The sequence below is a fragment of the Streptomyces sp. BL1 genome, assembly GCF_057628045.1.
The window spans coordinates 5875226-5888770 of record NZ_JBXYWZ010000002.1; the positions used below are offsets into that span (position 1 = coordinate 5875226).

Annotated in this window: 11 protein-coding genes and 1 tRNA gene; 1 reads left to right on the top strand and 11 read right to left on the bottom strand. The window is 68.0% G+C overall.

Translation table 11 applies throughout. The features are described from left to right. Positions 1–70: 70 nt before the first annotated feature. The 4 genes from AC3AGO_RS25805 to AC3AGO_RS25820 form a co-directional block, all read right to left on the bottom strand. The gene (locus AC3AGO_RS25805; RefSeq protein ID WP_487822622.1) at positions 71–976 is read right to left on the bottom strand and encodes a helix-turn-helix domain-containing protein; all 906 of its coding nucleotides are present in this window, start codon (positions 974–976) and stop codon (positions 71–73) included. 160 nt (positions 977–1136) lie between these two features. After that, positions 1137–4244, bottom strand: a complete 3108-nt coding sequence (locus tag AC3AGO_RS25810) for an endo-alpha-N-acetylgalactosaminidase family protein (protein ID WP_487822623.1) — start codon at positions 4242–4244, stop codon at positions 1137–1139. A 71-nt stretch (positions 4245–4315) separates the two neighbouring features. After that, positions 4316–5086 (bottom strand): transcriptional regulator, encoded by a 771-nt coding sequence (locus AC3AGO_RS25815; protein ID WP_487822624.1) that lies wholly within the window; start codon positions 5084–5086, stop codon positions 4316–4318. A gap of 109 nt (positions 5087–5195) precedes the next feature. After that, positions 5196–5269: transfer RNA gene (locus AC3AGO_RS25820), tRNA-Leu, on the bottom strand. Between the two features lie 97 nt (positions 5270–5366). On the opposite strand from AC3AGO_RS25820, the gene AC3AGO_RS25825 reads away from it, so the two are divergent. Beyond that, positions 5367–6032, top strand: coding sequence for an ANTAR domain-containing response regulator (locus AC3AGO_RS25825; protein WP_487822625.1), 666 nt, complete (start codon positions 5367–5369; stop codon positions 6030–6032). 126 nt (positions 6033–6158) lie between these two features. Here AC3AGO_RS25825 and AC3AGO_RS25830 read toward each other — a convergent pair whose 3' ends face one another. The 7 genes from AC3AGO_RS25830 to AC3AGO_RS25860 form a co-directional block, all read right to left on the bottom strand. Continuing rightward, on the bottom strand, positions 6159–6875 hold the full coding sequence (locus tag AC3AGO_RS25830) for an ABC transporter ATP-binding protein (protein WP_487824816.1): 717 nt from the start codon (positions 6873–6875) through the stop codon (positions 6159–6161). Next, positions 6872–7786 (bottom strand): ABC transporter ATP-binding protein, encoded by a 915-nt coding sequence (locus AC3AGO_RS25835; protein WP_487822626.1) that lies wholly within the window; start codon positions 7784–7786, stop codon positions 6872–6874. Before AC3AGO_RS25835 ends, AC3AGO_RS25830 begins: the two co-directional genes overlap by 4 nt. A gap of 8 nt (positions 7787–7794) precedes the next feature. After that, positions 7795–9591 (bottom strand): branched-chain amino acid ABC transporter permease, encoded by a 1797-nt coding sequence (locus AC3AGO_RS25840; protein WP_487822627.1) that lies wholly within the window; start codon positions 9589–9591, stop codon positions 7795–7797. Positions 9592–9596: 5 nt separating this feature from the next. Then, complete coding sequence (locus tag AC3AGO_RS25845; protein WP_487822628.1) at positions 9597–10526, bottom strand: branched-chain amino acid ABC transporter permease; 930 nt, start codon at positions 10524–10526, stop codon at positions 9597–9599. 171 nt (positions 10527–10697) lie between these two features. Continuing rightward, a complete protein-coding gene (locus AC3AGO_RS25850; protein ID WP_487822629.1) occupies positions 10698–11942 on the bottom strand; it encodes a branched-chain amino acid ABC transporter substrate-binding protein in 1245 nt (414 codons plus the stop codon). Between the two features lie 297 nt (positions 11943–12239). Then, complete coding sequence (locus AC3AGO_RS25855; RefSeq protein ID WP_487822630.1) at positions 12240–12881, bottom strand: hypothetical protein; 642 nt, start codon at positions 12879–12881, stop codon at positions 12240–12242. Positions 12882–12986: 105 nt separating this feature from the next. Next, positions 12987–13460: a PaaI family thioesterase gene (locus AC3AGO_RS25860; protein WP_487822631.1), complete on the bottom strand. Its 474-nt coding sequence runs from the start codon at positions 13458–13460 to the stop codon at positions 12987–12989. Positions 13461–13545: the final 85 nt, after the last annotated feature.

Sequence of the window (13545 nt, forward strand, 5' to 3'; positions counted from 1 at the left end):
CCGTTCCCGTCACCCTGATCGCCGATTCACACAACAGCCCGCCGTCCCCGAAGGCGGGCCACCACGAACCCTATGACGCGCTCTCCCCGAACGAATCGACCAGGCGCCCCGACACCGGCCCGATCACCGGCGGATCCTCCGGATCCGGCACCCGCCCGCTCCAGCCACCCGGCACCGAACGCGCCTGCTGATCCCGGAAACGCACCGGCGGCGCCCCCACCCGCCGCGTGAACAGCCGCGAAAAATACGCCGGATCGTCATACCCCACCCGCCGCGCCACCGCCGACACCGGCAGATCCGTCGCCGCCAGCAGCTCCTTCGCCCGCCCCAGCCGGATCCCCAGCAGGAAATCCTTCGGACTGCACCCCGCACTCCGCCGCACCGCCGCACGCAACGACGCCGCCGTCATCCCCAGCCGCGCCGCATGCTCCGCCACCGACAACGGCACAAACGCCTCACGCGCCAACGCCTGCAACACCGGCGCACCCCCGGCCGTCGTATCCACCCGGGCCCGCCGCAACGCCACCAGCAACTCGTGCACCGCAGCCGCCGATTCGATCTCCAGCAGCGGATTCCCCTGCCGCGCCGCCCGCGCTATCCGCCCGATCGCCGCCCGCGCGGCCCCCGTGTCCCCCAACGGCACCACCGGCCGCTCCGGCTCCACACACCCCAACTCCGTGTACGCCGCCACCGCCGACCCCGTGAAACACACGAAACTCTCATCCCACCCGCACCCCGGATCCGGCCCGTAGTGATGCTCCGTCCCCGGCGTCAGCCACAACAACGCCGGCGCCCGCACCTCCAGCACCCGCCTGTCCGCACCCCGGAACCAGCCGTGCCCCGCACTCACCACCACCGCCACATGGTGATCCAGCGTCCGCGGACCCACCGGCGGCAACACCCCGTACTGCAACCCCACACCCAGACACACCAGCCCCAGCCGATGATGCACAGGCCCCGGCGAGAAATACCGCATCCACGTCCGATACCCCGCACCCTCCGCGCTGCCGGCCGGTGCCACGGGTCTGTTGGGCTCCTGCAACCGTCCGCTCCCTGCTCCCCGGGTGCCGCTGACGCCGTGACGCCGACGCTGACATGTCCGCGAGGAGCAGGGTACGAGGTCTACTCCACTTCGGTCACCGGTCCACCTCGGTCACCGTGAAGGAATCGAGAACGAACTCCGCCTTGCCGTCATCGCCCGTCTTCCGCAACCCCACCCACACATCGCCACCGGCCGGAGCCGTGAACTCGTAACGGTGCTCCGCCAGATCATGCGCCACCGGCAACGCCGTACGCTCCAGCTCCCGCGCCTCCGGATCATCCACCGCCGTCACCCAGGCGTACTGCCCGGCCGCCTCGTTCACGTACCGGAAGCGCACCTCATACCGCCGGCCCGGCCGGAAACGCACCGCATGCGGCACCGTCCGGTACACCAACCCCGCATTCTCCCCACGGGACTTCAGCGACTCCGAACCCTCCAGCACATCGTCCACCGCCTTCCCGTTCCACCCCCGCTGCGTGAACGGAGCATGCCGCTGCGCGACATGCGTCCGCGGATCGTTCGCCTTCCCCGCGTCACCCTTCACGAACGGCCCCCACCCCTGCGGCACATGCTCGAACTCCTCATGGACCAGGGCCTTTCCCGCGTCGGGACGCCGCGCCGCCACCACCCGAACGTTGTCGAACCGGACCCGCGCCGCACCCTTCCCCGCGCCCAACGTCAACGTCACCGCACCACCCGCCTCCGGCACCGTGAAATACGTGAACATCCGCTGGAACCGCGAACCGTGCTTACGGTCCGCCGCCACGTAGTTCACCGCCGTCGACACATCCGTCCAGTTCGACGCCGCCACCCCGTCCGCCGTCCGCACCGACAACTCCGCACGCCGCCGCTCACCCGCCTTCACCCCCACCTCCACCTGCACCGACGCCACATACTCACCCGGCGCCAGCCGCCCCAGCCGCTGACTCACCGCCGCCTCACCCGCACCCGCCACCACCAACTCCGGGTCACCCAGCGCGTTCTCCCGCACCTCCGCACGCCCCCGCACCCGCCACGCAGCGAGCGACCCCGACAAGAACGCCGGATCCGACACCGGCGTCCCCTCACCCCAACCCGGCCACCCCTGCGCCGGCTGCGCCGCCCGGAACACCACATACGGCTGCCTCGCCCGCGCCGACAACGACACCTCACCACCCCGCACCGGCACCTCGACCGGCTCCACCCGCCCCGTCGGCGTCAACCGGTACACCACCACCGACCGCGCACCCGCCCAGCCCCGCGGCAACCGCCAACTGCTGCGCCCACCCCGCGCATTCCAGTGATACAGCTTCTCCGGATCCGCCGCCTTCCGCGGCTCCCACGGCAACAGATACGCGTCGCCGTCCAGCACCACCCGACCGTCCGTGGTGATCCGCCGCACCCCGCCCGCATCCGACACCGACGTCCCCGGACCACCCGAAAACGCCACCTCGTGCTCCGCCCACGACTTCACCGGCCACGCCTGCAGATACTTCGCCGGCAGACTCTCCGACCAGATCAACTCGTAGAAAGCGTGCCAGTCCGTCTTCCCGACCCAGCCCTCATAATTCCCCGTCCGCGGAATCCCCAACAACGACGGCCACTTGTCCGCGAACACATCCTTCTGATGATTCCGGATGAACCGGATCAACCGCGAATTGATCCCCCGCGAGGAATCAGGACCGTAATCCGTCTCCGTCGCCCAGTGCGACCACACCGACGACCGCTCGAACCCGTGCCCCCACTCCGTCGTCACCCGCCAGCCCTGCGCCCGCAACTCCCGCTGCAACCGGTCCGACGTCCACCCCGACTCCCTGAACACATCGATATACAACGAGTTCAGACCCCCGCCCGTCTCCTCCCGCAGATCCCGGAACCGCCGCACCACATCACCCGACACCAGATCCCGCCGCTGATCGATCCGGTACGACTGATCCAGCCAGTCCCACTGCTCATCCTTCTCATCGACCAACTCCGCGGAGAACGCGTTCGCCACCGGATACGACTCCGTACAGTTCACATGCACACCGAAGTCGACATTCCACGACTTCCCGGCGCGCAACAACGTGTTCAGATCCGCCAGACCCCCGGCCCGCCGGTTGTAATTCCCCGCATAATCCGGATGCGCCGAATCATGTCCTTCCGACTGATACCCCTTCAACAACGCATACTGCCGCAGCCCGTCCGTCGCCAGAGAAACCCGCTTCACCTCGTCCAGCGTCGCCAGAAACGGATTCGTCGCCTGACTCGCGAAGTTGAACGGAATATGCGGCACCACCCGCAGATGCTGATCGTCCGCACCCAGCGGCACCACCATGATGTCCCGCATCGCGATCGCCGCGTCCTGCCAGTCGACCCGGCCGTCCCCGTTCCGGTCCCGCGTCACCACCACCGTCGCGTACGGCAACGGCTCCGTATCCCCCTCCGCCGCCGTCGCCGCACGATACGTCCACTGACCGCAGCACAACCGCGCCGTACGCCGCCCCGCACCGTCAGCGCGCACCTGCCGCCACAGCCGCCCGTTGTCCCACGAAGCACCCTTCGTGTCCGCCGGCTTGTCATACGACGTATTCGTCTCGACAGCCGCTGCGAGCGCGTCCGTCGACACCACCGCGTACGCACACCCGACCGGCTCCGGTTCCACGGGCGTGCTGTCCGTCAACTCCACATACGTATCGCCGCTCTTCGCCTTGTCCAGCTCCACCCGCGCCGCGTACAGCACGGCCCCGGCCTGGTCGGAGCGCACCGATAGGAACGCCAGCCCCGGGAACTCCAGCGTCCCCACCTTCAGGGCCCCGGGCGTGGAATCGTCAACACGCGTGATCCGCCACCGCACTTGATCCCCCACAGCACGGATCTCCACCCCCAGCTCCGTGCCCCCGGGCAACGCCAGTGAGTACGCCACCCGGTCCGCCGACACCTCACACGTCACCTCCGGCGTGTACGGCTTCCCGTCGACCCGCACCTCCGTGACCGGCTCCGCCTGCCCGTGCAGGCGCGCCCCCGACGCGCGATGGGTGTACCCCGTGACACGCGGGAACGCCCTGTCCACGTGAACGTCCAACACCTCGCTGCGGAGCACCACTTCATCCTCCGCGGCCGCCCCGTACGCGACCGGCGCCCCCGCCCCGAACGCGGCCCCGACCCCGGCGGCCCCCGCGAGGGCCACGACCGTACGGCGTCCCATGTGCGTCTCGTGCTGCGCGTGCGCGTTGTCGACCATGCGCGCCAGCGTGCGATATGGCTGACGCCGGGCCCATGGACAAAGCGGAGCGAGGGGTTGGACTTCCGCGCTCAGTACTTCGCACCGACATGCGCGTCCATGAGCGCGACGGAGGCCTTGCGGGCGACCGAGACGTTGTGCGCTCCGCTGGCCTGCCGCGCCGTTTTCCATTCGACGCCGAGGGCATCGAGCGTGCGGCAATAGAGGCGCACGATGTCCTCGGACTTGTTGGTGAAGAAGTAGCGCGGGTACTCATAGCGCTTTCGCTCGCCGGCGACCATGCGTGTCGTCCAGTTGGTGATCCGGCAGCCGTCGGAATGGATCAGCCCGCGGACGAACTCCCAGGGATGCGCGTCCACGATCGTCTGCTGCCACGGTTCGAGTGCGATCTTCCGGTCGTGCTTGCGGCCGGGGCCGTGCTGCGGGAACAGACAGGGCCAGTGGATGCTGTACGCGGTGACGTTGACGCAGCCCTGCCGCTGGACGCGGAACACGCTGTTGTCCGGGCGGACGGCGTGCATGGCCCGCTCGCACTCGCGGATCAGGCCCGGCCAGGTGTCGGCGCAGGCGACTCGCAGGAAGTAGGTGCGGGCAAGTCTGCTCACGCAGCCGTCACCGAGGTAGAGGCCCAACAGGTAGGCGTAGGACGCCGGATCGTCCGGAGGGCGGCTGGGTTCGTCGCACTGCGGACATGTCGAACGTATGCGAGGGGACGGCTCGATCCGCCGCTGCCAGGACCGGATTGACGAGCGGGAGATCCCGGTCTGCTTGCTGACGGAGTTCAGGCTGCAGCCCTGAGCCACGAGAGCGAGAGCGCGCTTTCGCGCGGAGAGGCCATACATTCCGCGAGTTTGTTCGCATCCCGCGAAACTCGCCGGGGCTTGGATCCGCATTCCCTCTTATCGGGGAAGAAACCCGATATCGCTGGCGACCTTCGAATCGAAGGAAAAGTGCCCCGGGTCGGGTTCGAACCGACACTGGATGGGTTTTGAATCCATGGCCTCTACCAGTTGGGCTACCGGGGCCCTGCGAATCGAAGGTTCAACCCCGACCCGCTGTGTGCCCACCATACAGGACCCGGTTAGGCTCGGGGGTCCCACCTGTGCGGAAACGAGGAGCCCAGTGAGCACCGCGGACGTCCCCGAGCCCAACACCCCAGAGACCGAGGCAGCCGCCGAGGAGGCGAGCGCGCACGTGCCGCCGCAGACCACGCGGGTCGTGATCGCGGAGGACGAGGCGCTGATCCGGATGGATCTGAAAGAGATGCTGGAGGAGGAGGGTTACACCGTCGTCGGCGAGGCCGGTGACGGGCAGACCGCGATCGATCTGGCCCGGGAGCACCGGCCGGATCTGTGCATTCTCGATGTGAAGATGCCCGTGCTGGACGGCATCTCGGCCGCGGAGAAGATCGCGGAGGAGAGCATCGCGCCGGTTCTGATGCTGACTGCTTTCTCGCAGCGTGAGCTGGTGGAGCGGGCGCGGGACGCGGGTGCGATGGCGTATCTGGTGAAGCCGTTCAGCAAGACGGATGTGGTGCCGGCGATCGAGATGGCCGTGTCCCGCTTCACGGAGTTGAGGGAGCTGGAGAAGGAGGTCGCGGACCTCTCGCAGCGGCTGGAGACGCGGAAGCTGGTGGACCGGGCGAAGAGCGTGCTGCAGACGCAGTACGGGCTGACGGAGCCGGCGGCGTTCCGGTGGATCCAGAAGACGTCGATGGATCGCAGGCTGTCGATGCAGCAGGTCGCGGAGGCTGTGATCGCGGACGCCGAGGAGAAGAAGCAGAAGTAGTCCGCAGCAGCCCGGAGCAGCAGTCCGGGAGTACGCCGGGAGGGGCCGTCCTGATGGGGACGGCCCCTCCCGGCGTGTGTGCTGAGCGTGCTGAGGGTGTGTCAGCGGGACGTACCGGTAAGGGTGTCAGTCCTCGCCGAGGTAGGCCTTGCGGACGGATTCGTCGTGCAGGAGGTGTTCGCCCGTTCCGGAGAGGGCGATGGTGCCGATCTCCATGACGTGTCCGTGGTCGGCGAGGGAGAGGGCGGCCTGGGCGTTCTGTTCGACGAGCAGGATGGTGGTGCCCTGGGCCTTGAGTTCGGTGATGGTTTCCATGATTTTCTGCATCATGATCGGTGAGAGGCCCATGGAGGGTTCGTCGAGCATGAGGAGTTTGGGGCGGGACATCAGGGCGCGGCCCATGGCGAGCATTTGCTGTTCGCCGCCGGAGAGGGTGCCGGCGGCTTGGCGGCGGCGTTCTCCGAGGATGGGGAAGAGGGTGTAGGCGCGCTGGATGTCGGATTCGATGCCTGAGGGGTCTTTGCGGAGGAATGCTCCGAGTTGGAGGTTCTCCTGGATGGTGAGGCGGGGGAAGATGCGCCGGCCTTCGGGGGAGTGGGCGAGGCCCATGGCGACGATCTTGTGTGCGGGGACGCCGTTGATGACTTCGCCGTCGAAGCTGATTTTTCCGGCGAGGGGTTTGAGGAGTCCGGAGAGGGTGCGCAGGGTGGTGGTCTTGCCGGCGCCGTTGGTGCCGATGAGGGTGGTGACCTGGCCGGCTTCGACGCTGAACGAGATGCCTTTGACGGCTTCGATTTTGCCGTAGGCGACGCGCAGGTCCTCGACTTCGAGCAGGGGCATCAGTTGCCGCCTCCTTCTGTTTCTCCGGCCTGTGCGTCGCGGTTGCCGGCGTCGCGGTTGTCGGCTTCGCGTTGTTCGGCGGCGTGGACTTCGGCTGCTTCGGCGTCTCCGGGTGCGCCTTCGTACGGGGTGCCGAGGTAGGCGGCGACGACGCGTTCGTCGCTCTGTACTTGTTCGGGTGTGCCTTCGACGAGTTTTTCGCCCTGGACGAGGACGGCGACGCGGTCGCAGAGGTTGAAGATGAAGCGCATGTCGTGCTCGATGACGAGGACGGCTGTGCCTTTTTCGCGGATGGAGAGGACGAGGTCGCGGGTGGCGCTGGTCTCGACCGCTGTCATGCCTGCTGTGGGTTCGTCGAGCAGGAGGAGGCCGGGTTCGCTGGCGAGGGCGCGGGCGATTTCGAGTTTGCGCTGTTCGCCGTACGGGAGGTTGCGTGCGAGGTGGTCGCGTTTGGCTTCGAGTCCGGTGAACTCGAGGAGTTCCATGGCGCGTTGTTCGGATTCGCGTTCTGCTCTGCGGAATCCGGGGCCGCGCAGGAGTGCGGACCAGAGGCCTTCGCGGGTGCGGGTGTGCCGTCCGACGAGGACGTTTTCGAGGACGGTCATGTTGGCGAAGAGCCGGATGTTCTGGAAGGTGCGGGCGATGCCGGCCTGGGTGACGAGGTGGGAGCGGTGGGGGAGGACTTTGCCTTTGTAGGTGACGTGTCCTTCGGTGGGCATGTAGAGCCCGGTGAGGCAGTTGAAGAAGGTGGTTTTTCCGGCGCCGTTGGGGCCGATGAGGCCGAGGATTTCGCCGCTGTCGACGGTGAGGTCGACGTTCTGTACGGCGGTGAGGCCGCCGAAGCGCATGGTGACGCCGGATGCGTCGAGGACGGTCGTGCGGGTGGTGTCCGGGGTGGTCGTCGTGGTGCTCATGTGTGGTGTCACGCCCCCGTCTTGCTCAGGCCGGGGCTGCCCGCCGGCGTGTCGAGCTGGCCTGTGTCGTGGAATTCGAGCTGCTTGCGGCGGTCGGCGATGAGTCCTTCGGGGCGGAAGCGCATGAGGAGGACGAGGGCGATGCCGAAGAGCAGCAGTTGGTAGTCGCCGATGAACTGGAGTTTGGCGGGGATGAGGTAGAGCAGTGCGGCGCCGATGAGGGGTCCGGTGACGGTTCCCATGCCGCCGAGGATGACGGCGGCGAGGAGGAACGCGGAGTTGGGCGGTACGACTTCGACGAATTGGTACTGCTCGGGTGTCACGGATGAGGTGACGTGTGCCTGTACGGTGCCGGCCATTCCGGCGAGGGTGGCGCCGAGGGCGAAGGCGATGAGTTTGACGCGGAATCCGTTGATGCCCATGGCGCGTGCGGCGGTTTCGTCTTCGCGTACGGCGACCCAGGCGCGGCCGATGCGGGACTGGTCGGAGCGGCGGAAGACGGTGACGACGATGACCGTGAACAGCAGCATGAGCAGGTAGTAGTTGGAGAAGGGGCCGAGTTCGTAGCCGAGGAGGGTGTGGTCTTCTCCGAGGTTGAAGCCGAGGATTTCCAGGTCGGGGATGTTGGCGATGCCGTTGGCGCCGTTGGTGACGGAGGGTCCGGAGGATCCGTCGAGGTTTTCCATGCCGATGCGGAAGATTTCGCCGAAGCCGAGGGTGACGATGGCGAGGTAGTCGCCGCGGAGGCGGAGGGTGGGTGCGCCGATGAGGACGCCGAAGACGAGGGAGGCGCCGGCGCCGGTGAGGACGGCGGCCCAGAAGGGGAAGTGGACGCCGAATACGGAGGTTTCGCTGCCGGAGACGAGGGCCGCGGCGTAGGCGCCGACGCCGAGGAAGGCGACGTAGCCGAGGTCGAGGAGTCCGGCGAGGCCGACGACGACGTTCAGGCCGAGGGCGACGGTGGCGAAGATGAGGATGTTGGCGGCGACGGAGGTGTACTGGTCGCTGCTCTGGGTGAGGGGGAAGGCGGCTGCGGCGACGAAGGCCGCGGTGAGTGAGATGTTGCGGTGTTTGGCGGTGAGTCCTGAGAGGCGTCGGGTGATTCCGGCGCGTCCTGCGGCTGCGGCGGAGAAGGCGACGAGGAGCAGGTAGCCGACGAAGAGTTCGCCGTATTCGGTGTCGATGCCGTAGGTGAAGAGGCCGAGTCCGATGCCGAAGGCGGCGGCGATGACGAGGATTTCGGCCCAGCCGGGGAGTGTGGTGGTGGGGTTGGCGGGGGCTGGTGCTTTGAGGGAGTGCCGGAAGCGTTGCCAGGTGGTGGGGGTTTCCTGGCCGGGGAGGGGTTCCCAGGTGGTGTCGGCGGGGAGGGCGAGGGCGCCGAGGGTGGTGGTGAGGGCGCCGAGGACGCCGATCCACATGCCGGGGTCCCAGTTGGCGATGCCGCCGAGGGTGGTGGCGATGGCGCCTGCGGTGTACCAGGTGGTGGCGAGGGTGCCGAGTGCGGTGAGGAGGACGGGGCTGTGGGTGCCGCCGGGGGTGAGCCAGCGGAGTCCGCGGAGGCGGTAGGTGCCGCTGAGGAGGAAGGCGAGGGTGAGGAGGGAGCCGACGAGGGTGATGAGTTGGAGGTCGATGGGGGAGAAGTAGTAGGTGAGGTCGCCGGGGAATTCGTCGGTCCAGGTCCAGGCGAGGAGGGTGCTGGCGAAGGTGATGAGGGTGCCGGCGGCGGTGATGAGGCGTGCGGTGCCGGCGGGGAGGGTCAGGGTGCCGGGTGTGGTGCCGGCCTGCGGGGTGGTGGTGTCGGTCATGGGGATCACGCCCTGTCCGAGACGCGTTCGCCGAGCAGGCCTTGTGGCCGTACCAGCAGTACGAGGATGAGGAGGACGAAGGCCCAGACGTTCTTCCAGGCGCCGCCGCCGAGGAGTTCCATGCCGGGGATGTTCTCGATGTAGGCGGTGGCGAGGGATTCGGCGAGGCCGAGGACGAGTCCGCCGATCATCGCTCCGTAGATGTTGCCGATGCCGCCGAGGACGGCTGCGGTGAAGGCTTTGAGGCCGAGGATGAAGCCCATTTTGAAGTCGATGTTGCCGTATTTGAGGCCGTAGGCGACGGCTGCGACGGCTCCGAAGGCGGCGCCGATGGCGAAGGCGGTGACGATGATGCGGTCGGTGTTGATGCCCATCAGCTTCGCGGTGTCGGGGTCCTGCGAGGTGGCCTGCATGGCGCGGCCGGTGCGGGTCTTGGCGACGAAGAAGCCGAGGGCGATCATGCAGACGGGGGCGGCGATGAGGAGGAACAGTTCGCCGCGTTGCACGTTGGCGCCGAGGATGTCGATGCTGCTGCCGCTGAACTGCGGGAAGGCGCGGGCCTTTTTGGCGTCGGGGTAGAAGGTCCAGACGGCCTGCTGGAGGGCGATGGACAGGCCGATCGCGGTGATGAGGGGTGCGAGCCGGGGTGCTCCGCGCAGTGGCCGGTAGGCGAAGCGTTCGGCTCCGATGCCGACGAGGGTGGAGCAGACGATCGCCATGAGCAGCATGAGGGGCAGGGCGAGGAGCAGCGAGGTGCCGCTGGGCAGCCATATCCATGCGGTCAGCGCGGCGAACGCGCCGATCATGACGATCTCGCCGTGGGCGAAGTTGATGAGCTGAACTATGCCGTAGACCATGGTGTAGCCGATCGCGATGAGGCCGTACATCGCGCCGAGTACGAGTCCACTGGCCAGTTGCTGCGGCAGGTCGTTCACCGCTGGGCCTCCGGAGGTGTCAGGTTTGACCGCGCGGGGGCATGGGTGGTGTCCCCGCGCGGTCTGTGGGCGTGCAGCGGATCGCGGGCGTGGGCCCGTTGGTGCGGGGGTCCGGCCGGCAGAGGTGGGGTGCCGGCCGGTGGGCCCGGTCAGTCGGGCCGTTGAGCCCGGTCAGTCGTTGAAGGTGCCGGTTTCGATCGGCTTGTGGACGCCCTTCTTGACCTGGTACAGCGACAGTTGCTTGTTGGTGGTGTCGCCGTATTCGTCGAAGGAGACGTTGCCGCTGACGCCCTGGAACTTGACCTTCTGCATGGCGTCGACGACGTCTTCGCGGGTCTGTGCCATGTCGTCGGGGAGTTTGCCGTCGTTCTTCTCGGCGACGGCCTTGACTGCTTCGACGATGGCCCAGGTGGAGTCGTAGGCGTAGCCGCCGTAGGCCTCGTAGGGCAGCTTGTAGCCGGCTGCCTTGTAGTTCTTCATGAAGGTCTTGGCGGTGTCGAGGGTCTCCAGGGGTGCCCCGACGGAGGAGGCGATGTCGCCTTCGGAGTTCTTCTTGGCGAGCTTCACGTATTCGGCGCTGAAGAGTGCGTCGCCGCCGACGACGGGGCCTTTGAGGCCGGCCTGTTTGGCCTGGTCGGCGAGGGGTGCGCCGGCGGGGTACTCGCCGCCGTAGTAGACGAAGTCGGGCTTCGCCTGGGCGATCTTGTTGACGACCGCGGTGAAGTCCTTTTCCTTGGGGTCGACATGGTCGGTGCCGACGACCTTGCCGCCGAGTTTGGTGAACTCTTCCTTGAAGGTGCCGGCGAGGCCCTTGCCGTAGGTCTTCTTGTCGTCGATGACGTAGACCTTCTTGAGCTTCTTCTTGTTGTACATGTACTGCGCGGCGAAGGGGCCCTGGATGGCGTCCGTCGTGGAGGTGCGGAAGTACGTCTTGAAGGGCCGCTTCTTGTCGCCGGAGCGCCAGTTGTTGCCCTGGGAGAGTTCCGGGGCGGTGTTGGCGGGGGAGACCTCGACCATGTTGGCCTTGTCGAAGACTTTCTGCATCGACTGGCCGACGTTGGAGTTGAGGGGGCCGACGGCGCCGACGACGGTGTCGTCGGCGACGAGTTTGTTGGCGTTCTGCTGTCCTGCGGAGGGCTGTGCGGCGTCGTCGAGGGGTTCGAGTTTGAAGGTGACACCCTTGACGGTCTTGTTCTTGTTGGCCGTTTTCACGGCGAGGTCCGCCGAGTTCTTGATGCCCTGGCCGAGTGCGGACAGGTCGCCGGTGAGCGGAGCGTCGAGCCCGATGACGACGGTCTGCTGCTTGCCGTCGCTGTCGCTGCTGCCTCCGCCGCCGTCGCGCGAGCCGCACGCGGACAGCGTGAGTGCTCCCGCTGTGGCGGCGGTGGTGAGTATGAGCAAGGAACGATGACGCACGATCAGTCCTTTCCCCTGGCGCGGCCATCGCGGAGACGGATGGCCCCGATAGCGCGCCGGGCAGTACTGGGGTGGTACAGATCGGTGCTTGTCGCACGCCCGGCGGCGCGGTGACTGGCCGTGACTCTAAGGCGGTTACCTGAAGACGGGCAGAGGTGCAGACGAGGATGTGACTCTCTTGTTATTGACCCCGGCCGGTGCGCGGAGGCCGTGGGGCGGCGCGGGGAGCGGCGGGGGAGGTTCCGCATGTTTCGCCGAAATGGCGGACACGTGACGCGCGTTGAAGCAGCAGTTGGGTCAGGGAGTGGCTGTGCGGGCGGGTTCGGGGGGTCCGCATACCGTACGGAAAACCTGTGTGAGGTCGTGTGCGTAGCGGTCGCCCGGGATGACGCTGAGCTTCTGCCGGGCGCGGGAGTTACGGAGGGTCACGTCGAGGAAGGGCAGGCGGGCTTCTCTGGGGAGGCCGGCGCAGCGGGTGACTTCGGCGAGCAGTGTGAGCGTACGGGGGCGTGCGGGGGTGACCTGGACGGGGGGCCGCGGGGTGAGGGTGAGGTGGAGTCCTTCGTAGCCCTGGGCGATGTGTTCGACGGTGACGGGGCTGGAGGAGGTGGCGCGGAGGGTGATGAGGAACGTGGGTTCGCGCGGGGCGGGTTGGGGCGCGGGGTGGGTGATCCACAGGTAGGTGACGTCGGTGGTCTGTGCCGGGTAGGCGACGGGTGGCGGGGCGGGTTCGCGGGGGCGTGCGGCGAGTGCGTAGCCGGTGCCGGCGGCGAGCAGGGCCGCGGTGGCGGCGGCGAGGAGTCTGCGGCGGGTGCGGCGGGGCAGTGCGGTCCAGCGTTCGGCCAGCCGCGGGGTGTCGCGTCCGCTGTCGAGGATGTCCGTCCCGGCGGGTGGTTCCGGGTGGCCGTTGCGTTCCGGTGGCTGCTGCGGTTCCCCCATGTCCGCATTGAAGCAGGACCCGGCGCGGCGGGCTGCTGCCGTGCGGGGTCCTGCTGTGTGAAGTGCGGTGGTGCGGGGGGCTGTCGGGCTTCCGGCGGGCGGGTGTCAGCCTGTGGCGCCGTTTGCGGAGGCGTCCTTGAGCATGCAGGTCAGGCGGGCGGTGCAGACGCGGCGCTGTTCCTCGTCGCTGACGGCGATCTCGTAGGTGGCGGTGGAGCGGCCCTGGTGTACGGGGGTGGCGACGCCGGTGACGAGGCCGGAGCGCAGGCTTCTGTGGTGGGTGCAGTTGAGGTCGACGCCGACGGCGAGTTTGCCGGGGCCGCCGTGCAGCATGGCGCCGACGGAGCCGAGGGTTTCGGCGAGGACGGCGGAGGCGCCGCCGTGGAGGAGCCCGTACGGCTGGGTGTTGCCTTCGACGGGGAGGGTGCCGACGACCTTGTCGGGGGAGGCTTCGGCGACGTGGAGGCCCATGCGTTCGCCGAGGTGTCCGGCGGAGAACAGGGCGGGCAGGTCGAGTCCGAGCCCGGACCACTGGTCGAGGATCTCCTGGGGGAACTTCGTGGTGGTGTGCTCGCCCATGGGTCGCAGGCTCCGCTCGTTGTCGCTGCTCGGTGGTCCGTACGGGGGCCTGTGCGCTGTCCGCGCCGCCGCGTACGGGCCGATC